Source organism: Actinomadura litoris (genome assembly GCF_009733595.1).
Classification (GTDB): Bacteria; Actinomycetota; Actinomycetes; order Streptosporangiales; family Streptosporangiaceae; genus Spirillospora; species Spirillospora litoris.
Genome location: NZ_WOFH01000002.1, coordinates 206189 through 227636, shown reverse-complemented (window position 1 = coordinate 227636; position 21448 = coordinate 206189). Strand labels below are relative to the sequence as shown.

At 73.8% G+C, this 21448-nt stretch carries 19 protein-coding genes and 1 other RNA gene; 12 read left to right on the top strand and 8 right to left on the bottom strand.

Features of this window, described 5'->3' with window-relative positions; translation table 11 throughout:
• Positions 1-70: 70 nt before the first annotated feature.
• Both GNZ18_RS05470 and GNZ18_RS05465 read right to left on the bottom strand, forming a co-directional pair.
• Positions 71-3325, bottom strand: coding sequence for an AfsR/SARP family transcriptional regulator (locus tag GNZ18_RS05470; protein ID WP_312874315.1), 3255 nt, complete (start codon positions 3323-3325; stop codon positions 71-73).
• Between the two features lie 128 nt (positions 3326-3453).
• Entirely contained in the window at positions 3454-4761 is a 1308-nt protein-coding gene (locus GNZ18_RS05465; RefSeq protein WP_372492402.1) for an NAD(P)/FAD-dependent oxidoreductase, read from the bottom strand.
• A 489-nt stretch (positions 4762-5250) separates the two neighbouring features.
• Here GNZ18_RS05465 and GNZ18_RS05460 point away from each other — a divergent pair, with 489 nt between their 5' ends.
• The 3 genes from GNZ18_RS05460 to GNZ18_RS05450 all read left to right on the top strand — a co-directional run bounded on the left by GNZ18_RS05460 (position 5251) and on the right by GNZ18_RS05450 (position 10519).
• Positions 5251-5844 (top strand): YbhB/YbcL family Raf kinase inhibitor-like protein, encoded by a 594-nt coding sequence (locus tag GNZ18_RS05460; RefSeq protein WP_242886613.1) that lies wholly within the window; start codon positions 5251-5253, stop codon positions 5842-5844.
• A gap of 252 nt (positions 5845-6096) precedes the next feature.
• Positions 6097-8151, top strand: coding sequence for a hypothetical protein (locus GNZ18_RS05455; protein WP_156215002.1), 2055 nt, complete (start codon positions 6097-6099; stop codon positions 8149-8151).
• A 133-nt stretch (positions 8152-8284) separates the two neighbouring features.
• Entirely contained in the window at positions 8285-10519 is a 2235-nt protein-coding gene (locus tag GNZ18_RS05450; protein WP_312874314.1) for a SulP family inorganic anion transporter, read from the top strand.
• A 91-nt stretch (positions 10520-10610) separates the two neighbouring features.
• Here the strand turns inward: GNZ18_RS05450 and GNZ18_RS05445 are convergent, their stop codons facing one another.
• Positions 10611-10832, bottom strand: a complete 222-nt coding sequence (locus GNZ18_RS05445) for a hypothetical protein (RefSeq protein ID WP_308166138.1) — start codon at positions 10830-10832, stop codon at positions 10611-10613.
• Positions 10833-11051: 219 nt separating this feature from the next.
• Here GNZ18_RS05445 and GNZ18_RS05440 point away from each other — a divergent pair, with 219 nt between their 5' ends.
• The 3 genes from GNZ18_RS05440 (at position 11052) to GNZ18_RS05430 (ending at position 13412) form a co-directional block, all read left to right on the top strand.
• On the top strand, positions 11052-11894 hold the full coding sequence (locus GNZ18_RS05440) for a hypothetical protein (RefSeq protein ID WP_156215001.1): 843 nt from the start codon (positions 11052-11054) through the stop codon (positions 11892-11894).
• 8 nt (positions 11895-11902) lie between these two features.
• A complete protein-coding gene (locus GNZ18_RS05435; RefSeq protein ID WP_156215000.1) occupies positions 11903-12328 on the top strand; it encodes a hypothetical protein in 426 nt (141 codons plus the stop codon).
• Between the two features lie 112 nt (positions 12329-12440).
• The gene (locus tag GNZ18_RS05430) at positions 12441-13412 is read left to right on the top strand and encodes a phosphotransferase (RefSeq protein WP_173390659.1); all 972 of its coding nucleotides are present in this window, start codon (positions 12441-12443) and stop codon (positions 13410-13412) included.
• Between the two features lie 52 nt (positions 13413-13464).
• Here GNZ18_RS05430 and rnpB read toward each other — a convergent pair.
• Positions 13465-13856, bottom strand: an RNA gene (gene rnpB / locus GNZ18_RS05425) — RNase P RNA component class A.
• Between the two features lie 68 nt (positions 13857-13924).
• Between rnpB and GNZ18_RS05420 the strand changes: the two genes are divergently transcribed.
• Positions 13925-14794 (top strand): alpha/beta hydrolase, encoded by an 870-nt coding sequence (locus GNZ18_RS05420; protein WP_156214999.1) that lies wholly within the window; start codon positions 13925-13927, stop codon positions 14792-14794.
• On the opposite strand, the gene GNZ18_RS05415 is transcribed toward GNZ18_RS05420, so the two are convergent.
• From GNZ18_RS05415 to GNZ18_RS05405, 3 genes are read right to left on the bottom strand one after another with little or no spacing between them, the layout of a single operon-like run.
• Positions 14791-15897 (bottom strand): bifunctional RNase H/acid phosphatase, encoded by a 1107-nt coding sequence (locus GNZ18_RS05415; protein ID WP_312874313.1) that lies wholly within the window; start codon positions 15895-15897, stop codon positions 14791-14793. The genes GNZ18_RS05420 and GNZ18_RS05415 overlap by 4 nt on opposite strands.
• A complete protein-coding gene (locus tag GNZ18_RS41085; protein ID WP_214618740.1) occupies positions 15894-16637 on the bottom strand; it encodes a zinc ribbon domain-containing protein in 744 nt (247 codons plus the stop codon). Before GNZ18_RS41085 ends, GNZ18_RS05415 begins: the two co-directional genes overlap by 4 nt.
• A complete protein-coding gene (locus GNZ18_RS05405) occupies positions 16634-17455 on the bottom strand; it encodes a Nif3-like dinuclear metal center hexameric protein (protein ID WP_312874312.1) in 822 nt (273 codons plus the stop codon). Before GNZ18_RS05405 ends, GNZ18_RS41085 begins: the two co-directional genes overlap by 4 nt.
• Positions 17456-17566: 111 nt before the next feature.
• Between GNZ18_RS05405 and GNZ18_RS05400 the strand changes: the two genes are divergently transcribed.
• The 5 genes from GNZ18_RS05400 to GNZ18_RS05380 all read left to right on the top strand — a co-directional run bounded on the left by GNZ18_RS05400 (position 17567) and on the right by GNZ18_RS05380 (position 21077).
• On the top strand, positions 17567-18190 hold the full coding sequence (locus GNZ18_RS05400; RefSeq protein ID WP_246249453.1) for a pyridoxamine 5'-phosphate oxidase family protein: 624 nt from the start codon (positions 17567-17569) through the stop codon (positions 18188-18190).
• Between the two features lie 61 nt (positions 18191-18251).
• Positions 18252-18605: a DUF6191 domain-containing protein gene (locus GNZ18_RS05395; RefSeq protein ID WP_214618738.1), complete on the top strand. Its 354-nt coding sequence runs from the start codon at positions 18252-18254 to the stop codon at positions 18603-18605.
• Between the two features lie 48 nt (positions 18606-18653).
• Positions 18654-19052, top strand: a complete 399-nt coding sequence (locus tag GNZ18_RS05390) for a hypothetical protein (protein WP_242886643.1) — start codon at positions 18654-18656, stop codon at positions 19050-19052.
• A gap of 3 nt (positions 19053-19055) precedes the next feature.
• Positions 19056-20306, top strand: coding sequence for a DUF2510 domain-containing protein (locus GNZ18_RS43010; protein WP_156214997.1), 1251 nt, complete (start codon positions 19056-19058; stop codon positions 20304-20306).
• 114 nt (positions 20307-20420) lie between these two features.
• Complete coding sequence (locus GNZ18_RS05380) at positions 20421-21077, top strand: DUF1361 domain-containing protein (RefSeq protein WP_156214996.1); 657 nt, start codon at positions 20421-20423, stop codon at positions 21075-21077.
• On the opposite strand, the gene GNZ18_RS05375 is transcribed toward GNZ18_RS05380, so the two are convergent.
• Complete coding sequence (locus GNZ18_RS05375; protein ID WP_156214995.1) at positions 21074-21433, bottom strand: hypothetical protein; 360 nt, start codon at positions 21431-21433, stop codon at positions 21074-21076. The genes GNZ18_RS05380 and GNZ18_RS05375 overlap by 4 nt on opposite strands.
• Positions 21434-21448 lie beyond the last annotated feature (15 nt).

Below are 21448 nucleotides of genomic sequence, written 5' to 3'. Positions count from 1 at the left end.
CGTCTCGTGCCCGCGCCCGCCCGCGCCCGCCCGTGGCCGCGCCCGTCCCTGGCCGTGGCCGTGGCAGCCGTCACGGGTGAGGCAGGTCGAAGGCTTCGACGATGTCGGTGAACGTCCATGACCGGCCCCGCTCGTTGGCGGCGGTGAAGGCGGGCTCGCCGAGCGCCTCGCGGACGGCGGCCTCGATGGCCAGGACGTCCGGCTGGGAGAGGTCGCGGGTGCCGCGCAGGCCGTCGGCGGCGCCGAGCAGGACGGCCGCGCGCTCGGCGTCGCCGAGGGCGCGGCAAAGCTCGGCATGGCCGCCCAGCACGTAGGACAGGATCGGGTAGTCCTGCGACTGGACGGCGATGCGCACCGCCTCGTCCAGCCGGGCGCGGGCCTCCTCGACGGCGCCGAGCGCGATGTCGAGCTGGGCCCGGGAGCTGAGCAGCATCGCGCGGAACTGCGGCGGACCGGACAGCCCCGCCGACAGCTCCTCGGCCAGCGTGAGCCCGCGCAGCGCCTCGCCGGAGTCCCCGGCGCGGCGGGCGATCTCGGCGAGCTGGTAGTTCAGCGCCATCGTCTCCTCCGAGCGGGACGCCCCGCCCTGCTCCATGCTCCGCAGCAGCAGCGCGCGGGCGCGGGCGGACTCGCCCATGAGGTCCAGCTCGTTGCCCAGCCGCATCGTCACGTACAGCATCGACGAGCTCTCGCGGCCCAGCTCGGCGTTCAGCCGGAGGCTCTCCTCATAGCGCGCGACGGCCCCCGCGTGCTCGCCCCGGCGGCTGAGGATCTCCCCCTGCGCGGTGAGCGCGAACGACAGCCCCCAGCGGTCGCCGGCCTCCCGGAACCCCGCGAGCGCCCGGTCGAAGAAGTCCTCGATCAGATGCGTCCGGCCGAAGTTGTGGGCGATGTGGCCCTGGACGAAGTTCGCGAGGCCGCGGGCCCACGGGTCCTCGGAGTCCAGCAGCCGCTCGATCCCCTCGGCGGGGTGCAGGTTCCAGCCGTCCACCTGCATCTTGCCCATGAACAGCATCAGCCACAGCACCGGGTGGAGGTCGCGGTCGTCGATCCCGTCGCCGATCTCCTGGGCGCGCCGGAGCCAGGTGGCGGCCGGGGCCGGGTTCGGCCGCTTGTCGAGCGCGGTGAGCGAGGCGAGGGCGAACGCCATCGCGGTGGGCTGGTCGGCGGGCACGCCGGGCAGGTCGAGGATCTCCTCCAGGTGCTCGGTGCCCTCGGTGAGCCGCCCCCGCAGGAACCAGGACCAGCCGAGCGCGGCGCAGAACCGCAGCGCGAGCGGCGCGTCCCGGACGGAGACCGCCCAGCGCAGCGCGGCGGCGCAGTTGTCGTGCTCGGCGGTCAGCCGGGGCAGCCAGCGGATCTGGTCGGCGCGGTACAGGTGCGGCTCGGCCTCCTCGGCGAGCCGCAGGAAATGATCGGCGTGGGCGCGGCGCGTCCGCTCCTCCTCCCCCGCCTGGACGAGGCGCTCCAGCCCGTACGCGCGGAGCGTCTCCAGCATCCGGTAGCGGGGTCCGCCGTCCGTGCCGGACACGGTCACCAGCGACTTGTCGACCAGCGCCGACAGGACGTCCAGGACGTCGGCGCGGTGCAGGCCCGGCCCCGCGCACACCTCCTCGGCGGCCTCCAGCGTCGCGCCGCCGTGGAAGACGGCGAGGCGGCGCCACAGCGCCCGCTCGGGCTCGGTGAGCAGGTCCCAGCTCCACTCGACGACGGCGCGGAGCGTCTTGTGGCGGGGCAGGGCGGTGCGGCTGCCCGCGTTGAGCAGCCGGAACCGGTCGTCGAGCCGGACGGCGACCTGCTCGGGCGTCATCGCGCTGAGCCGCGCGGCGGCCAGCTCGATCGCCAGCGGCATGCCGTCCAGCGCGCGGCAGATCCGCACGACCCAACCGGCGTTGTCCTCGGTGACGGCGAAGCCCGGGGACACGGCGGCGGCGCGGTCGGCGAACAGCCGGACGGCGGGCCGCGTGTGCGCCGCCGCCGCGTCCGCCGAGGGCGGCGGCAGCTCCAGCGGCTCGACCGGCCAGAGCGTCTCGCCGGTGATGCCGAGCGGCTCCCGGCTGGTCGCGAGGATCCGCACGCCGGGGCAGGCCGCGAGCACCTGGTCGGCGAGCCGGGCGGCGGCGTCCAGGAGGTGCTCGCAGTTGTCCAGGACGAGCAGCAGCCGGCGGCCCGCGAGCGCGGACACGAGCCGCTCCAGCGGCTCGGCGGTGTCGGGCGCCGCCATCCGGCCGGAGCCCGCCGCGATCAGCGGCCCCCCGCGGAGCCCGAGCGCGCCGAGGGCGCCGAGCGCGGCGGCGGGGACCTCGGCGGGGTCGGCGACGGGCGCGAGCTCGACCAGCCACGCCCCGTCGGGCATCCGCCCGGCGAGCCGCTCGCCCGACTCCAGCGACAGCCGGGTCTTGCCGGACCCGCCGGGGCCGATGAGCGTGACGAGCCGCGCCCGCGACAGCAGGTCGTCGACGCGGCCGAGGTCGGCGTCGCGGCCGATGAAACTGGTGAGCCGGGCCCGCAGGTTCCCCTTCCGGTCGTCCGGCGGCGGAGGCGCGGCCGGATCGGCCGGGGCGGCCGGGGCGGCCTGGGAAGCCGGGGCGGCCGGGCGCAGGGACGCGTCCTGCCGGAGGACGGCGAGGTACACCGCCTCCAGCGCGGGGGACGGATCGACGCCCAGCACCTCGCCCAGCGCGTGCTTGGCCGCGTCGTAGGCGGCGAGGGCCTCGGCCTGGTGGCCGGCGGCGTAGAGGGCGCGCATCAGCAGGGCGGTGACGGGCTCGCGGAGCGGGTCCTGCGCGGCGAGCGCCTGGAGCTCGGGGATCAGCCGCGCGTGCCGGCCGAGCGCGAGGTCGGCGTCGAGGCGCTCCTCCAGCGCGGCGCGGCGCAGCGCCTCCAGCCGGGCGGCGGGCGCGTCGGCGAACCGGAGCCCGGCGGCGTCGGCGAGCGCCGGGCCGCGCCACAGCCCGAGGGCCGCGCCGAGCCCGGCGGAGCGTTCGGCGGGCGCCGCGGCGGCGCGGGCGGCGGCCACCCGCGCCTCGAAGTCGTGGACGTCGACGTCCCCGCGCCGGACGGTGAGCCGGTACCCGCCGAACCGCGACTCGACGGCGTCCCGGCCGACGAGCGCGCGCAGCCGCGAGACGAGCGACTGGAGCGCGTTCGCGGCGCCCCCGGGGACGTCGTCCTCCCAGAGCGCGTCGATGATCCGCTCCGCCGGGAGCACCGAGCCGGGGTCGAGCGCGAGCAGCGTCAGCAGCACCCGCAGCCGGGCGCCCCCGATCTCGACGGGGCGGCCGTCCGCGAGCACCTCCAGGGGCCCGAGCATCCCGATCCGCACGCCCACGATTGTCCCCGAAGGGCGGCCGTCCCCGAACGGCGGCGTGCCGGGGTCGCGCCGCCCCCGCGGCGGAACCCCGGCACGCTCCTCGTATCCGTTCGGTCGTCTCCGGTCAGGCGCTCAGGCGCTCAGGCGGCGTTCTCCTTCGCCTTGCGCTCGCCCGCCCTGTGGTCGTCCAGCGCCGCCAGCTCGAAGTCGGCGCGGGGCTGCTCGACGGTGGCGAGCGAGACGGTCTCGCGCTTGAGGAACAGCGCGAGCGTCCAGTCGGCCAGGACGCGCAGCTTGCGGTTGAAGGTCGGGACCATCGCGCCGTGGTAGGTGCGGTGGAAGAACCACGCGGGCCAGCCCTTGAGCTTGAAGCCCATCGGGTTCGCGACGCCCTTGTGCAGGCCGAGGCCCGCGACGGTGCCGAGGTTGCCGTGGACGTAGGGCTTGAGCGACTTGCCCCGCAGCGACCGCACGATGTTGTCGCCGAGCAGCTTGGCCTGGCGCACCGCGTGCTGGGCGTTGGGCGGGCAGAACATGCCGTCCTCGGTGAGGTCGGGGATCGCGGCGTTGTCGCCGGCGGTGAACGCGCGCACGAGGCCCTCGATCGTGAGGTACTCGGTGCCCTTGACGCGGCCCCGCTCGTCCAGCGGGATGTCGCCGTGCCGGACGACCGGCGACGGCTTGACGCCCGCGTTCCACACCAGCGTCCCGGCCGGGAACGCGCTGCCGTCCGACAGCTCGATCTGGCCGTCCACCGCCGAGCGCAGCAGCGTGTTCATCTTCACGTCGATGCCGCGGCCGCGCAGCTGCTCGGCCGTCCACTTGCCCATGTCGGGGCCGACCTCGGGCAGGATCCGGTCGGCGGCCTCGACCAGGATGAAGCGCAGGTCCTGCGGGGTGACCTTGCGCATGTACTTGGTGGCGTCGCGCGTCATGTCCTCAAGCTCGGCGACGGCCTCGACGCCCGCGAACCCGCCGCCGACGAACACGAACGTCAGCGCCTTGCGGCGCAGCTCGACATCGTTGGTCGACTCGGCGATCTCCAGCTGCTCCAGCACGTGGTTGCGCAGGTGGATGGCCTCGCCGACGGTCTTCAGGCTGATCCCGTTCTCGGCGAGCCCGGGGATCGGCAGCAGCCGCGGCACCGCGCCGGCGGCCATGACCAGGTAGTCGTAGGAGATCCGCTCCGGCGGCCCGGCCAGCGGCTGGACGATCGCCCAGCCCTCGTCGTGGTTCAGCTCGGTGACCCGCGCCTTGCGGACGGTGCACTTGGGCAGCACCCGGCGCAGCGGGACGACGACGTGCCGGGGGGAGATGTTCCCCGCGGCGGCCTCGGGGAGGAACGGCTGGTACGTCATGTACGAGTTCGGGTCCACGACGGTGACCTTGACCTCGCCCCTGCGCAGCTCGCCGCGGAGCTTCTTCTGCAGGCGGAGGGCGGTGTACATGCCCACATAGCCGCCACCCACGATGAGGATGTGGGGAGCGCCAGGGGTCTCCTCGGCGGTCCTGGCCATTGCGGCCTCCAATGTTCACGGTCGGCTTGTGAAGACATTCACAAGCTACCCGATGACCCCCGTCCGGCGCCAACCGATATCGCCGGAAGAACAGCGAAACTTCTCGTAACGGCAAAACGGCGGGCCACCTTCCATGTGAACTTCACCACTCCTTTCCACATTTCCGGACATCTCACGCCAAAGCACGCATGACCAACCTCACAGCCCTGATCTGCGCTTGATCGCCGAACTGTCCCGTCTGGTCCCGTCCGGTCCCGGGGCGCGCGGGCGGGGCGGGCCCCGAAAGGCCCGTTCCACCCCCGCGAAGCCCCTAAGGTTGGGCCGGACGAGGAAGGGGGCGCCGCCTGCGGGGCGCGCGCCGCCGGGACGTGAGAATCCGGCGGGGCGCGGCGTACGATCTCGCGCGGGAGCGTATCGACGATGATGAGCAGAGACCGGCGTCCGATCCCGGCCGTGGCGGGCGCGCTCGCCCTCGCCTTCTCGCTGGGCGGCTGCGGGCTGATCGGGCGGCCCCAGAACAAGAGCGCCGAACTGTCGGAGTGGTTCACGGTGACCAGCCCGGTCTTCCGTGATGCCCACGACTTGCCCACGCGGTACGGCTGCACGACGTACCCTGGCGGGCAGGGCAGGACCCCGCCGTTGCGGTGGTCGGGCGCCCCGGCCGGCACCAGATCGTTCGCGATCGTCATGGACGACCCGGACGCCTCCAACGGCGCCCGCGTCCACTGGGTGATCGCGGGCATCGAGGGCACGGTCAACGAGCTCGTCGAAGGGGCCGGCATCACCGGCGCCGTCGAGGGGCTGACCACGGGCGACAAGGACAAGGCGGGTTACGTTCCGCCGTGCCCGCCCAAGGGAGAACGGCATCGGTACAGGTTCACCATCTACGCGCTGGACGATCCGGCGCCGTTCAAGAGCGGCGCCAAGCTCAAGGACTCGCTCGGCGCCATCGCGAAGCACACGGTGGGACGCGGACGGATCACCGGGAACTTCGGCGGGAAGCAGGCGCGTTGACCCTGGAGCCTGAGGCACGAGGTCAGGGCGGACCCCTCGGGGGGCGGAGCTGACAGGCGGGTGCGGATCGGTCTTCTGGTGCCGATCGGTACACGCCGGGTGAGGGCAAATGTGCGCGAAGGGTGTGACAACGGTCATAGCGGTCGGACACAATCGGGCTAGGCCCGAGGGGAGCCGGCCGCCGGTGACAGACGAGACGGACCCGCGGTCCGCGCTGGCGACTCTCGCCGGGCCAAGGCATTGGGTGGTGGCATGACTTCTTACATCGTGGTCTTCGGCCTCATTGTGGTCGTGGTCCTGGTGGTCGTCCTCGTGGCCCTCGGTCTGCGGGCCAGCAGGGCCGGGCGGGACGACGACTGGATGGACGACGAGCAGCCGCAGCCGCGCGGCCGCCGGGCCGCCCCGCAGCCCCAGCAGGGGAACGCGGGCGCGCCCGAGGACGGCTACGACACCGGCTATGACGGCGGCTACGAGGGTGCCTACGAGGGCGGCTACGAGACCGGTTACGACGGGGGCCAGGAACCCGCCTACGAGGACCCCTCGTACGGCCCGGGCGCCCCCGACCCCGCCTACGACCGCCGCGTCGCGGGCGGCCCGCTCGCCGCCCCCACCGCCGCCGCGCCGCAGCAGCCGTCCCCGCCGCCGCCCCCGCCCGCCGGTCAGGGCTCCTCCGACGAGATGGAGGACGACGACTACTGGGCGACCATCACCTTCGACAAGCCCAAGTTCCCCTGGCAGCACGGCCAGGACGGCGAGCGCCCCGACGCCGACCCCGCCGCCGACCCGCTGCACGCGCAGGCGCAGGTCCCGCAGCAGGGCCAGCCGATGCCGCAGCAGGGGCACGAGCAGATGCCCGTCGAGCAGCCCGGCCTGACCCAGCCGGTCACGCTCGGCGCCGACGGGACGATCCTCAACGGCCTCGGCGCCCCGATCGGCACGGGCCCGCAGCAGATGCCGCAGGGCCCCGCCGGCCAGCAGGGCGACTTCCAGGGCGGGTTCCCGCAGGGCGGCTCGCCGTTCGGCGGCGACCCGACCTCGACCGCCAACGACCCGATCCCCGCCGACCTCGGCCTCCAGGGCGGCACCGGACCGCAGGCGCCCTACGGCGTCCCCGGCCAGCCCGACCAGCCCGTGTACGGCGGCGCCCAGGAGCCGCAGCACGTGTTCGGCGCGCCCGAGCAGCAGCCCTACGGCGGCGACCCGTCCTACGGCGCGCAGGAGCAGCCGCCCTACGGCGGGCAGGAGCAGGCGGGCTACGGCGAGCAGCAGTCGCCGTTCGGCGCACCTGAGCAGTCGCCGTTCGGCGCGCCCGAGCAGCCGCAGTACGGCTCGCCCGAGCCCTCCTACGGCGACTACGGCTCCGACCCGCTGGGCGGGCGTCCGGCGGCCGCCGCCGGGCCGCCGGCCGCGCCGTCCGGAGGGCGTCCCGACGCCTTCCCGCCGCCGTCGGGCGACCCCAGGGCCTCCGACCCGCTGGGGCTGCCCCTGCGCCGCGCTGAGGACCCGATGCGCGGCTTCGGCGAGACCGGCGGCGGGCTGCCCGGCCCGTCCGAGCCCGCCCCGCCGCCCGCCGCTCCCCCGGTGCCGCCGCCCGCGGCACCGCCCGCCCCGGCCGCGCCCGCCGCTCCCGCCGCGCACGGCGGCCTCGGCGGCGGCTCCGACACCGACAACCACAAGCTCCCGACCGTGGACGAACTGCTCCAGCGCATCCAGACCGACCGGCAGCGCGCGTCGGGCGGCGGGTCGTCCGACGGCGGCTACGGCGGCCTGAACGACCCGCTGAACGACCCGCTCGGCACCGGCTCGTTCGGCACCGGCGGCGGCGCCGCGGGCGGCGGGGGCGCGAGCGGCTCCACCGGCACCGGCCCGTGGTCGGCGGGAGGGTCGGGCACCGGCTCGAACCCGACCTCCGGTCTCGGCGCCCCGGCCGGATACGGCCAGGGCTCCGCGCCCGAGGGCTATCCGACGGCCCCGGCCTACGGCGAGTCGTCGCGCTACGATGACCCGCTCGGCACGGGCGGCTCGTCCTACGGCGGGTCCGGCGGTTCGAGCGGCGGCAACACCGGCGGCTACGGCGATTTCAGCGGGAGCAGCTACAATTCCGACCCGCTGGCGGGGCCGCAGGACCCGAACGGCGGCGGCCAGGGCGGCTACGGCGGCGACCCCAACGCCACGCAGTCCTACAACCCGGGCTACTCCCAGGACGGCTACCAGCAGGACGGCTACCAGCAGGGCGGCAACCGCCCCGGCAACGACACCGGCCCGTACGGGTCGCAGCCCGACGACTGGCAGAACTACCGCCGCTGACCCGCCACCCGCCGGTCTGACCTGACCCGCCAACGCCGCGTCACCATCGGTCGAGGGCCGCCGGATTCCCGGTGGCCCTGGCCGCGTCGGCGGGCGTGCTTATATACGTTGTGTGACTCCCAAGTTGTTAGGCGTGTCCACACTCCGACACGACCTGCTCGCGTCCTTCGTCGTCTTCCTCGTCGCGATACCGCTGTCCCTCGGGATCGCCGTCGCCTCGGGCGCACCGATCGCCGCCGGCCTGATCGCCGCCATCGTCGGCGGCATCGTCGCCGGACTGGTCGGCGGGTCGCCACTCCAGGTGAGCGGGCCCGCCGCCGGCCTCACCGTCATCGTCGCCGAACTCGTCCAGACCTACGGCTGGCGCGCCACCTGCACGATCACCCTGCTCGGCGGCCTCCTCCAGATCGCGCTCGGCGCCAGCCGCGTCGCCCGCGCCGCCCTCGCCGTCTCCCCCGCCGTCGTGCACGGCATGCTCGCGGGGGTCGGGCTCGTCCTCGTCCTCGCGCAGGCGCACGTGGTGCTCGGCGGCAGCCCGCAGCAGTCCGCGCTCGACAACCTGCGGGAACTGCCCGGGCAGATCCTGGACCCCTCCACCCATCCCGCGCTGCTCGGCGGGATCACCGTCCTGGCCCTGCTGGCCTGGTCGCGGCTGCCGCGCGGCGGCGGCCGGTTCGGGACGGCGCTGCGCCTGGTCCCCGGGCCGCTGCCCGCGATCGCCCTCGCCACCCTCACCGCCTGGTCGCTCGGCTGGACGGCGCCCCGCGTCGACCTGCCCGACAGCCTGCTCGGCGGCTGGCAGGCGCCCGTCATGCCGCACGGGACGCCGCACGCGATCGTCGGGGCCGTCGTGTCCGTCGGGCTGGTCGCGGCGGTCGAGTCGCTGCTGTGCGGGGTCGCCGTCGACCGCAGGCGGCCCGCCGGGGTGCCGCGCGCCGACCTCGACCGCGACCTGCTCGGCCAGGGCGCCGCGAACGCGGTGTCGGGGCTCCTCGGCGGCCTGCCGGTCGCGGGCGTCATCGTCCGGAGCACCGCCAACGTGGAGGCGGGCGCCCGCACCCGCGCCTCGACCGTCCTGCACGGCGTCTGGGTGCTGGTCCTCGCGCTGCTGTGCGGGCCGGTCATCGAGCAGGTCCCGCTGGCCGCGCTCGCCGCGCTGCTGATGGTGCTCGGCTTCCGGCTGATGGACACCGCGCGCGTCCGCGACCTGCGCCACCACCGCGAGGCGCCCGCCTACTTCGCGACGCTCGCGGGCGTGGTGGTGCTCGGGCTCGGCGAGGGCGTCCTGCTCGGCATCGGGATCATGGCGGTGCTGGCGCTGCGGCGCCTCACCCGCCTGTCGGTGCGCGCCGAGCAGCTCGTCCCCGTGTCCGGCGACGAGCCGGGGCCGCCCCGCTGGCACGTCGTCGTCGAGGGCACGCTGACGTTCCTCGGCGTCCCGAAGCTGACCCGCCTTCTCCAGAGCGTGCCGCAGGGCGCGTCCGTCGACCTGGACCTCGACGTCGACTTCATGGACCACGCCGCGTTCGACGCCGTCCACCAGTGGCGGCTCGCCCACGAACGCCAGGGTGGCCGGGTCGACATCGACGAGGTTCACGAGACTTGGTATGAAGGAGCTGTGACTGGTGATATGTCCTCTCCGCCCAAGAAGTCGCCTCCGGCCCGCTGGTGGGCGCCGTGGGCGAACCGGCGCCGCCGCCAGGAGGCGGAGCTGGACGGCCCCGAGGTGTCCCCGAGCGCGCTGCTGCTGGCGGGCGTGCGCGAGTACCACGGCCGCACCGCCCCGCTCGTCCGCCCGATCATGGCGGAGCTGTCGATGGAGCAGAAGCCCGAGCACCTGTTCATCACCTGCGTGGACTCCCGCGTCGTGCCCAACATCATCACCGCGAGCGGCCCGGGCGACCTGTTCATCAACCGCAACGTCGGCAACATGGTCCCGCGCCACGGCAGCCGCACGCCCGACGACTCCGTCGCCGCGACCGTCGAGTACGCCACGAGCGTCCTCGACATCCGGACGATCACGATCTGCGGCCACTCCAACTGCGGCGCCATGGCGGCGCTGCTCGCGGGCGGCACCGAGGTCGAGCACCTGGAGGGGCTGACGCGCTGGCTCAGGCACGGCAACCAGAGCCTCGCCCGGTTCCTCGCCACCGAGCACACCGACGAGCCGCCGCTGACCCGGCTCTGCAAGATCAACGTCATGCAGCAGCTCGACAACCTGCTCACCTACCCCTGGCTCCGGGAGCGCGTGGAGGCGGGCGAGATCGAGTTGGTCGGCCTCTACCTGGACCTGAAGACCGCCAACGTCCAGGTCCTCGACCGGCCCGCCGGCACCTTCGTCCCCGTCCCGGACGAGGTCACCCTCTAGAAGATCGCGGCGGGCCGTCCCCCGTGGGCGGCCCGCAGCCATCGAACGGCCCCGGCCCGGGCCTGCCGGCCCCGGCCGGGCCGCCCCCGTCTCAGCGGCCGACCAACTCGTCGCCGCGGATCTCGTCGTCCCCGTCCATGAAGTCGCTCCCGCGTGTGTACATGCCCGTCACCCGGCGCGCCCTCCGCGAGCGCCCGTCGGGCGCGGGGAGGAACAGCGCGTCGCGGCGGCTGGCCCGCGCGAACTCCGCGAGGTAGGCCAGCGAGGCCAGCAGCCCGACGAGGCCGATCACCACCATGCCCACGATGAACACCGGCGCTCCTCTCCGCGGGGCCGGGTTCGCCCCGCCATCACCGCCGATCCAGGAGACCGGCTCTACCTCGGACATTAGGCGCCGGCTTTCAGATCATTTGTGTCGTGTGACCCGAACCAGAAGAGTTCCACGCCCCTCCCCTTCCGCGCCGGCTCCGCGGCGGAACCTCCGCTGACCGCGCCCCGTCCAACCGGTCTCAACAGCGGGCAAGGAGGGGCTATGGAAACAGCCCGGATCCTCATTGGGCTCATCGTGGCAGTACTCCTACCGGACAGCCTTCCCGTGGTTCGCCGGTCCTTCCTTTTCCGCACGGTGATGGCGGGACTCTACGGCATCTGGGTCATGACACCCCTTCTTTCCATTTGGGTGACCACCCTCCTGTGCCTGCTCGCCATATTCTGGTCGTGTTCGCTGCGGGTATGGGAAAAGGCCGTTGACGGAAACCAGGGCGGAAATGGCAAGCCAGCCGGCCGGTCCACCGACCGCCTGTTCGGCATCAGGATCTACTTAACCCGGATCCTCCAGCGCGGTCGGCAGGAGGCGGCCATCACGCTCCGCTGGGCGCGACTTCACAGCAAGTCGCCCCACCGCCGCTCTGTGGGGAGTGCGCTCACACTGTCCGTGACCACGGCCATCCTGCTCGGGGCCTTCAGTTTCGACGGGCCTCCCCGAGACGTCCTGGCGATTCTGACGGGAAACAGGGCGGTCGTCGTGGTTTCAGGTTTTCTCGCCGCCACCTTCGTCAGCCACGAGGTCGTCGCCCGTATATATGCTCAGTTCGACCGCAAAGCGCCCAGGCTCCGTACCGAGATCTTCTCCTTCAGCGAAGCATATGGATACATCGGCTGGTTCGAGCGGGCCCTGGTCTTCGCCTTCGTCGCCAGTGGCCAGGCGGCTGCGGCGGCGCTCGCAATAGCCGCCAAATCACTCGCCCGGCACCCTGAGATCGAAAAGGATCGCGAGTTCGGCGAGAGATTCATCATAGGTACTTTCGTCAGCGTGCTATTTGGTGTACTCTGGGCAGTCATTGTGCGACTGGCACTGGGCCTGAAACCCATGTAGAGGACACCTTGAACGATGTGGAGCTTCTATTCGAGACCGTGGAAGCCTTGAGCCTTTGCAATGCCGATTTCATCCTCGCCGGGAGCGCCCCCCTTCTTCTGCACGGCCTCAGGGCGGACATTCAGGATCTGGATGTCGTCGCCAGGAAGGCGGCATGGAAAGAGGTCGAGAGGCTTTATCCGGTAGCGGCGGCTCCCTACGATGGCGTCCTGGTCGCCCATCATTTCGACGGGCAGGTCTCGATTGAGATCCTGAACGGCTGGTTTCCCCGGCTCATGAGCTGGAGCACCGACTATCTCATCGAGCGGGCAGAAGTCGCCCGGGGCATCAATTTCATGCCCCTGGACCTCACCCTCGCCTGGAAGAAAAGCCTCGGCCGCCACAAGGATATTGACGATATTCGCAGAATAGAGCGCTTCCTGGAGCACGAGTAGGCGGAGGCCGACCGACCCCGCGTTCGGGCCGCCGCACGTCCTCGAAGCGTCCGTTCAGCGGTGGTCGATGCGGGAGATGCGCAGGAGAGAAGAATCGCCTAACGTGACCGGGATGAAGTCCCGACCCGAGGGCGTCGACGAGGATCAACTACAGCGGGCACTGGACGGGTGGGACATCCGAGCCCACGAGGTGGCCTACGCGCCCGTCGGCTTCGGTGACCATCACTGGGTCGCGACCGGTGCGGGCGGGCGGCGCTGGTTCGTCACCCTCGCCGACCTGGCGCTCAAGGGGCACACGGATACCGGCTCGGCGCTGCAAGCGCTGCGCGCGGCCATGGACACCGCCGCCGCCCTGCGGCATCTCGAATTCGTCGTGGCGCCCCTGAAGACCACCGAGGGCGAAACCGTCCGCCCATTCGGGACACGTTACGCGCTGAGCGTTTTCCCCTACCTGGACGGAACGCCCGGCGACTACGACCGGCCGCGCACTCCCGCCGAACGCGACACCGTCCTCGGCCTGCTGGCCGAACTCCACCGCCAGCCGCCCCCGGCAATGGCGCCGGTGCTCGACACAGGACTCGCGCTGCGCGGCGTCCTGGACCGGGCACTCGACGGAGCACTCCCCTGGGCCGACGGTCCCTTCGCCGGGCCAGCGCGCGCCCTCATCGCCGACCACGCGCCCGCCCTCCGCCGATGCCTGGCGGAGTTCGACCGGCTGGCCGCCGACCTCGCGGAGAGGGGCGGCCCTCCCGTCCTCACCCACGGCGAGCCGCACCCGGGCAACCTGCTGGGCCTGGACGGGCGCCTCCTGCTGATCGACTGGGACACGACAGGCGTGGCTCCGCCCGAACGCGACCTGTGGTCGGTCGCGGAGACCCCGGCGGACCTCGCCCGCTACGCCGAGGCCGCGGGCCGCGCCCCCGACCCGTCGGCCCTGGCCCTCTACCGGATGCGCTGGGACCTGGACGAGGTGTCGATCTACGTCGACTGGTTCCGCACCCCGCACACCCGCTCGTCCGACACCCAGGAAGCCTGGGACGGCCTCCTGGAGTCGGTGGCGAACCTCGTCAACGCGTCCCGATAGGCGAGCCGCGCCCGAGCCTGAGGATCAAGCCGACAGGTCGGGGCGGGGTGGGCGGACGAGTCGGCCTGTAAGCCGGGTTCTGTGCCCGTCGCGTCTCGGCGGCGGGCGGCGGCCATCCATCTCGGGCCGTCGTTGCCGGCGGCCTCCAGCGGTCTACCCGCAGGCTCGGGCGGGCAGCCCTCAGGCACCTGCGCGGGGCTCCTGCCGGAGTCCCTTCTTGACCTTGCTCCGGGTGGGGTTTACCGAGCCGCCCACGTCACCGTGGGCGCTGGTGAGCTCTTACCTCACCGTTTCACCCTTACCACCGGAAACCGGTGGCGGTCTGATTTCTGTGGCACTGTCCCGCGGGTCGCCCCGGGTCGGCGTTACCGACCACCCTGCCCTGTGGAGCCCGGACTTTCCTCGACGGGGATCGCTCCCCGACGCGGCCGCCCGGCCGGCTCGTCCGCCGTGGCCCCAGCGTACCGGGTTCGCGGGGATTGGACGGACCGCTGCGGGGTAGCGCGGAGAGAATGATCTTCGAGGGATTCACGCTGGAGCGGATCGACGTCGGCGAGGCGGAGCTGCGGGTGCGGCACGGCGGGTCGGGGCCGCCGCTGCTGCTGCTGCACGGGCATCCGCGCACGCACGCGACCTGGCACAAGGTCGCTCCGCTCCTGGCCGACCGGTACAGCGTCGTCTGCCCTGACCTGCGCGGGTACGGGGGCTCCTCCAAGCCGGAGACCGACGCCGAGCACAGCCCCTACTCCAAGCGCGCCATGGCCCGCGACCTGGTCGCCCTCATGCGGGCGCTCGGCCACACCCGGTTCGCGGTCGCGGGGCACGATCGCGGCGCGCTGGCGGCCTTCAGGACGGCGATGGACCATCCCGAGGCGGTGACCAGGCTCGTGGTGATGGACGGGCTGCCCGTCGTAGAGCACCTGGAGCGCTGCGACGCCCGCTTCGCCGCGGCCTGGTGGCACTGGTGGTTCTTCGCCCAGGAGGAGAAACCCGCGGAGCGGATCATCAGCGCCGACCCGGACGCCTGGTACGCCACCAGCGCCGAGCACATGGAGCCCGAGGCGTGGGCGGACTTCCAGGGCGCGATCCACGACCCGGCGACCGTGCGCGGGATGCTGGAGGACTACCGCGCCGGGCTCGGCATCGACCGCCGCCACGACGAGACCGACCGCGCCGCGGGGCGCCGCGTCCGGTGCCCGACGCTGGTGATGTGGTCCACCCTGGACGACCTGGAGCAGCTGTACGGCGATCCCGTGGCCATCTGGCGCGACTGGGCGGACGACGTCGAGGGGACCCCGATCGAGTCCGGCCACCACATGGCCGAGGAGGCGCCCGCCGAGGTCGCCGCCGCGATCGGCGGGTTCCTCGACGGGACGGGCTAGCGCTCCAGGTGGTGGGTGTCGTTGAACAGGCGGAGGGTCGCCGGGCCGTCGGCGTACCAGTCGACCGCCGACAGCGACGCCACGTCCAGGTGCATCCGGTACAGGGACGGCATGGGCGCGCCCAGCGCGTCCCTGACCAGGAGCTTGATGGGGGTGACGTGCGAGACCACCAGGACGGGGCGGTGGCGGTAGCGGACCTTCAGCTTGTCCAGCGCGGTGCGGACGCGGCGGGCGACCGCGGCGAAGCTCTCCCCTCCGGGCGGCGCGGCGTCGGGGTCGGCCAGCCAGGCGTCCAGGGCGGCGGGGTCGCGGTCGCGGGCCTCGGCGAAGGTGAGGCCCTCCCAGGCGCCGAAGTCGGTCTCGCGGAAGCCGTCCTCGACGCGGACGTCCAGGCCGGTGGCGGCGGCGACCTCGGCGGCGGTGTCGCGGCAGCGCGACAGCGGGGAGGTGACGATCCCGTCCAGGTCCCGGTCCTTGAGGGCGAGCGCGGCGGCGCGGGCCTGGGCGAGGCCCCCGGGGGTGAGCGGGGTGTCGACCGTGCCCGCGAAGCGCCTCTCGATCGACAGCGGTGTCTCGCCGTGCCGGAGCAGCAGCGTGGTCGTCGGCTCGGTGGTGGGGGGCGCGGCGGACGGGGGCGGCTCGGGCTCGCCCGGGGCCTCCTCGGTCCTGCGGGTCCAGTGCTCGCCGCGCGCGGCGGCGTCCATGGCCTCGTTCGCGAGCCGGTCGGCGTGGGCGTTGCGGCCGCGCGGGATCCAGCCGTAGGTGACCGGGCCGAGGCTCTCGGCCAGCTCCCGGGCCTGGAGCGCCAGCGGGATCATGTCGGGGTGCTTGATCTTCCAGCGGCCCGACATCTGCTCGACGACGAGCTTGGAGTCCATCCGGACCTCGACGCGGGCGGACGGGTCGATGCCCGCGGCGGCGGCGAGCCCGGCGATCAGGCCCCGGTACTCGGCGACGTTGTTGGTGGCGAGGCCGATCGACTCGGCGACCTCGGCGAGCACCTCGCCGGTGACCGCGTCCCGGACGAGCGCCCCGTACCCGGCGGGCCCCGGGTTGCCCCGGGACCCGCCGTCGGCCTCGACGACGAGCCGCCGCGCCGTCACAGCCCGGACTCGGGGGTGCGGACGAGGATCCGGCGGCACTCCTCGCAGCGGATGACCTCGTCCTGCGCGGCGGCGCGGATCCGGTTCAGGTCGACGGTGTTGAGCGCGAGGTGGCAGCCCTGGCAGGCGCCCCGGAACAGCTTGGCCGCGCCGACGCCGCCGAACTGGCCGCGCAGCTTCTCATAGAGGGCGAGGAGGTCCTCGGGGACGTCCTTGGCGACGGCGGTGCGGGCGGTGCTCGTCGTGCCGGCCTCGTCGTCGATCTCGTGCTGGACGGCGTCGCGCGCCCGGACGAGCCCCGACAGCTCCTCCTGCGCCGCGGCCTGCTCGGCGCGCAGCGCCGCCACCCGGCCCTGCGCCTCCTCGGTCCGCTCCATGATCTCCAGCACGACCTCCTCCAGGTCGGACTGGCGGCGGGTGAGCGACTCGATCTCGGCCTGGAGGCCGCTGAGGTCCTTGGCGGAGGTCACCTGGCCGGAGTCGAGCCGCCCCCGGTCGCGGTCGGCGCGGGTGCGGACCTGGTCGACGTCCTGCTCGGCCTTGCGCTGCTCGCGCTCCAGGTCGCCGACCTCGGTCTCGGCCGCCACGATCGCGTCGCGCAGCTCGGTCAGGCGGCCGTCGAGGCGCTCGATCCCGGCCAGCTCGGGCAGCGTGCGGCGGCGGTGGGCCAGCCGGTCCAGCGAGCTGTCGAGGTCCTGCAGGTCGATCAGGCGAAGCTGGGCTTGCGGTGCGGCTTTCACAATGCTCCTTCGAAATGCAGGCGCCACGCGTCGGTGACGAGCGTGGACACCCGGGTCTCCAACGTGCCCGCTTCCTTCGACGCCCCGGTGAGCCGCCGCTCCGCGTCGGCCAGCCAGGGCCACTCGGTCGCCCAGTGCGCGGCGTCCACCAGCGCGGGGCCGTCCTGCTCGGTGAACTCCGAGGCGGGATGGTGCCGCAGGTCGGCGGTGAGGTAGACGTCGGCTCCGGACGCGCGCGCCGCGTCCAGCAGCGAGTCGCCCGCGCCGCCGCACACCGCCACGGTGCGGACGGCGCGCTCGGGGTCGCCCGCGGCGCGGACGCCCCACGCCGTGGACGGCAGGCCGGCCGCCGCCCGCGAGGCGAACTCCCGCAGCGGGACCGGCTCGGCCAGCTCGCCGACGCGGCCGAGGCCGCGGCGGGGGTCGTCGTCGGCCGGGACCAGCGGGCGCAGCCCGCCGGTCAGGCCGACCGCGCGCGCCAGCGCGTCCGACACCCCGGGGTCGGCGCGGTCGGCGTTGGTGTGCGCGGTGTACAGCGCGACCCCGTTCCTGATCATCCGGTGGACGAGCCGCCCCTTGGGGGTGGTGGCGGCGACCGAGTGCACCCCGCGCAGCAGCAGCGGGTGGTGCGTGACCACGAGGCCGGCGCCCCACTCCAGCGCCTCGTCCAGGACGGCGGCGACCGGGTCGACGGCGAACAGCACCCGGCCGACCTCCTGGTCGGGGTCGCCGCAGACGAGCCCGACGGCGTCCCAGGGTTCCGCCCACGAGGGCGGATACAGCTCGTCCAGAACGGCGATCAGGCGGGATAGGCGCACGTCCCGCAGGTTACCGCGCCGAGCCGCTCCCGCGGAGCCACCGAGCGTTACCGCCCGGCGCCGCGGTCTGAAACGATATGTCCGGGAGAGCCCGACCGAGGGGAGAACGCCATGTCGGCTTCCGGCGCCGCAGCTCGACCGGAGCCCGCCACCGAACCGCGACCCGTGCCCACCCGCCCGGACCCCGCCGCGTCCGCGCGGGGGCCCGCCCTGCCGTTCGCCCCGCCCGGACGCGCCGCGCACCCGGCGGCGGACCGTCCGCACATGCCCGGCTACGGCATCCTGGGCGCGGACGAGGGCAGCGGCCTGCTGCCGTGGGCCTGGGCCGTGGAGCGCCTCCGCGCCGCCCGCAACTTCTGGCTGTGCACCGTCCGGCCGGACGGGCGCCCGCACGCGATGCCCGTGTGGGGCGCGTGGTCCGGGGAGGAGCTGATGTTCAGCAGCAGCGTCCCGTCCCGCAAGATGGTGAACCTGCGGGCCAACCCCAACGTCGTCGTGACGACCGAGGAGGCGGAGGAACCCGTGGTCATCGAGGGGACCGCCAAGGTCGTCACCGAGCCGGGCGCGCTCCAGCGGTTCATCGACCTCGTCAACGCCAAGTACGCCACCGGCTATCGTGTGGACTTCCTGGACCCCGTGGTGAACGCGACCGTAGCGGTACGGCCGCAGCGGGCGTTCGGGATGCGCCAGGGAGACTTCACCGGATCTCCCACCCGGTGGTCGTTCGGGACCTGACAGGCTCGGGGCCCGGCCGCCCGCCGGGATCAATCTGGAGACTCATCGCGTTGGAGAGTGTGTGAAGTCACCCTTTCGCCGCCGCAAGCGCGTCAAGGGCCGTGCCATGGGCAACAGGCCCGAGCCGGCCGAGCAGGAGATCGTCGAGTGGCCCCGCGAGGGGACGGGCAAGTCGTCCCTGATGGGCGCCATCCGTGGTGACGGCGAGACCGGTGCCGGTTTCGGCGGCGGCATGTTCGAGGACCTCGCCTCCGCGTTCGAGGGCTCCAAGAAGGTCAAACAGGAGGAGCAGCAGCGGGAGAAGATCCTGCGGCAGGACGACCACGAGCAGGCGGGGTCCGGGGCGTCGCGCCGCGACGACCTGGACTCCGGCAAGATCCGTATCCGCCGCAGCGAGCCCGGTGTGGCGGACTGACCCCGTCCCGTTCGAACACGAGTTCGAGCATCGGGATATCCTGACCGAGTGAGCGCCCATGTCCCGCCCGGCTGGCCCGCGCAGGTGCACCCCCCGGGCACCGACCGCTTCGAGGACACCGCCATGGCCTGGCTGCTCGAACTCGTCCCGCCGGAGTACCGGCGCTACGGGATCCTGCGCCGCTACCCCCTCACGCTCGCCCGGATGGCCCGCCACCACGTGGCGGCGTCCGTCGAGGCGGCCCGCGAGGGCTTCCGCACCGCCCGCGTCGACCTCGGCGAGCTCGTCCCGCCGCACGGCATCGACGCGGTCATGGACACCTACCGCCGCGAGGGCGCCCGCCTCGTCGCGCTCCAGGAGTCCGTCGCCCTGGTCGAGACCGCGATGCGCGGGCTCGCCGAGCCCGGCGACCCGGCGCACCGGCGCCCCTTCACGCCGAAGCTCTGACCGGTGAGCGCCGAGCCCGGGTGGTACCCCGACCCCCACTGGATGGGACGCGAACGCTACTGGGACGGGGACGTGTGGACGGACCGCTCCCGCCCCTATGAGGGCAAGCCCGCCCGAGCGCACCGTCCCGCCTCCAACCCCCCTCCCGCCCCCCTGGGCCCGCTTCCCTCCCCGGAACCGGCCGCGAGGCGCTCACCTCCGAAGACGGCCGACCTGCCCCGTCCGCCGAGACCGACCGCCCCGCGGCTCCCGCCGGACGGCGAGACGACGAGCAACGCGAGAACCGGCGACGGCCCGGCGGACAACGCCCCGGCCGGCGCCGACCCGCCCGACGACGGGCCCGCCGGCGACGGCCCGGCGGACGAGGCTCCGGCGGAAGCCGCGCCCCCGCCGCCCGACCTGGTCAAGGCGGCCCCGCGTCCCGCGCCGACCCCGCAGCGCGGGGCCGCGATCGGCCTGCCCGTCGTCCTCGGCGTGGAGGCGGTCGCCGTCGCGCCCGCCGCCTACGCGCTGCACCTGCTGTGGCCGCTGTGGGGCCCGGCGGCGCTGGTCGGCGGGTGGGTCCTGGTCACGCTGCTCGCCCTGGCGCCGTCCACCGCGCGCCACGTGTACGGCCACCGCGCCGCCGCCGAGTCCGAGGCGGCCCTGATCGCGGAGGCGTGGCGGGACGTCCGGCACCGGCTCGGCCTCGACCCCCGCACCTACCGGCTGCTGGTCACCGACTCCGGCGAGCTGACCGCCTGCGCCCCGGCGGGCCGCGTCATCACGGTGACCTCCCATTCCGCCTCGGCGCTCTCGGCCGAGCAGCTCGCCGGCGTCCTCGCCCACGAGGTGGGCCACGCGTTCGGCGCGCGCCTGCTGCCGGTGTTCGTCCACGCCCAGCTCGCGCTGCCGAACCGGGCGGCGCAGTGGGTGCTGCGGGCGCTGTGGTCGCCGGTCGGCCCGATGTGGCGGCGGGCCGTCGGCTGGCACCGTCCGGCAGGGTTCCTGCCGGTCCTGCTGTTCGCCGCGTTCGCCTGCGCGGGGTCGCTGCTGGTGGCGGTCCCGGCGGCGGCCGCGTCGGCGGCGGCGCTGGTCGCGCGGCTGTTCAGCGCCCCCTCCGACGGCCGGGCGGACGCCGTCGCCATCCGCGCGGGACTCGGCCCCGACCTGCTGTCGGCGATGGAGCGGACCCTTCAGGAGGCCAGCGAGCGGGGCGAGGTGCCGGTGCGGCTGGCCCGCCGCACCCACCGCCTGCGCCGCCGGCTCTCCTGACCCGCGCCGCTGGCCCCCGCGCCGCCATTTCGATTCGCCGCCGGAATGGCGGCGGTTCCGCCCGGTTCCGAGCCATCGCGGGCGCCACGCGAGGCGGTCGGGCATTATGGGGAAATGACTCTCGTGGAGCAGGTGGCGCCCAATCTGGACGGTGTTCTCCGCCGGGACGCCTGGTGGATGGGCTGGAACATCCTGCTGGCGTGGATTCCGGTGGGGCTCGGCTGTGTGCTCTTTCGGCGGCGGAGTCCGTCGCGGTCGCCATTGTGGTGGGCGGGGCTGGTGCTGTTCGCGCTGTTCCTGCCCAACGCGCCCTATGTGGTCACCGACCTCGTGCATCTGCGCGGTGACATCGTGCTCTCGACGCAGGACGGGCCGGTGGTGACGGCCGTCCTCCCGGTTTACGCGGTGCTCGTCGGATCGGGTTTCCTCGCCTACTACCTGGCGCTCGGCGGTGCCCTGCGGTACCTCACCCGGATCGGGCTCGGGGCGTGGCGGTGGCGTGTCACGGTCGCCGCGCACGCGCTCTGCGCCATCGGGATCTTCCTCGGACGGTGGGCCCGGCTGAACAGCTGGGAGCCGGTCGTGGCCCCGCAGGCGGCGCTGGAGCGGATCGTCGTGCACCTGACCTGGCAGTGGGCCCCGGCGCTGATCCTCGGCACGTTCGCGGTGACCTGGGTCGGGCATTTCATGACACGGGCGCTCGCGGTCGCCTTCCGTGACGCCGCCCTGGAGGGGGCGCGGCGGGTCCAGGGCGCGCTGGCCTCGCTCTAGCCCTGGGCCGGAGGATGCGGGCCGGGCGCCTGCTGCCCCCAGGGCCGGCCGGGAGCCTGCGGCCGCTGCGCCTGGTAGGGCTGGGGCGGGCCGTAGGGCGCCGGGCCGGGGAGCGCGGCCGGGGTCTTCGCGCCGCCGCTCGCGATCTGGAACCCGACGCCGATGAGGACCAGCACCAGCCCGGCGACGCAGTAGTTGAGCATGGCCGAGAGCTGGAGCGTGATCTCCGCCTTGTTCTCGTCCGGGTCGTCGATCCCAGCGCCGGCGACGGTGCTGCCGAACAGCGCGAATCCCACGATCACGAAGCCCGCCGCGGCGAAGATGACAAAGGCTGGATTGATCTTCGTTCCTGACATGCCGTGCAGAATACA

Excerpts from the sequence above, each read along its gene's own strand:
- GNZ18_RS05430 (WP_173390659.1), top strand. The coding sequence starts at position 12,441 with ATGAAGTCCCGACCCGAGGGCGTCGACGAGGATCAACTACAGCGGGCA.
- GNZ18_RS05455 (WP_156215002.1), top strand. The coding sequence starts at position 6,097 with ATGACTTCTTACATCGTGGTCTTCGGCCTCATTGTGGTCGTGGTCCTG.
- GNZ18_RS05400 (WP_246249453.1), top strand. The coding sequence starts at position 17,567 with ATGTCGGCTTCCGGCGCCGCAGCTCGACCGGAGCCCGCCACCGAACCG.
- GNZ18_RS05460 (WP_242886613.1), top strand. The coding sequence starts at position 5,251 with ATGATGAGCAGAGACCGGCGTCCGATCCCGGCCGTGGCGGGCGCGCTC.
- GNZ18_RS05465 (WP_372492402.1), bottom strand. The coding sequence starts at position 4,761 with ATGTACACCGCCCTCCGCCTGCAGAAGAAGCTCCGCGGCGAGCTGCGC.
- GNZ18_RS05380 (WP_156214996.1), top strand. The coding sequence starts at position 20,421 with ATGACTCTCGTGGAGCAGGTGGCGCCCAATCTGGACGGTGTTCTCCGC.
- GNZ18_RS05420 (WP_156214999.1), top strand. The coding sequence starts at position 13,925 with ATGATCTTCGAGGGATTCACGCTGGAGCGGATCGACGTCGGCGAGGCG.
- GNZ18_RS05375 (WP_156214995.1), bottom strand. The coding sequence starts at position 21,433 with ATGTCAGGAACGAAGATCAATCCAGCCTTTGTCATCTTCGCCGCGGCG.
- GNZ18_RS05440 (WP_156215001.1), top strand. The coding sequence starts at position 11,052 with ATGGAAACAGCCCGGATCCTCATTGGGCTCATCGTGGCAGTACTCCTA.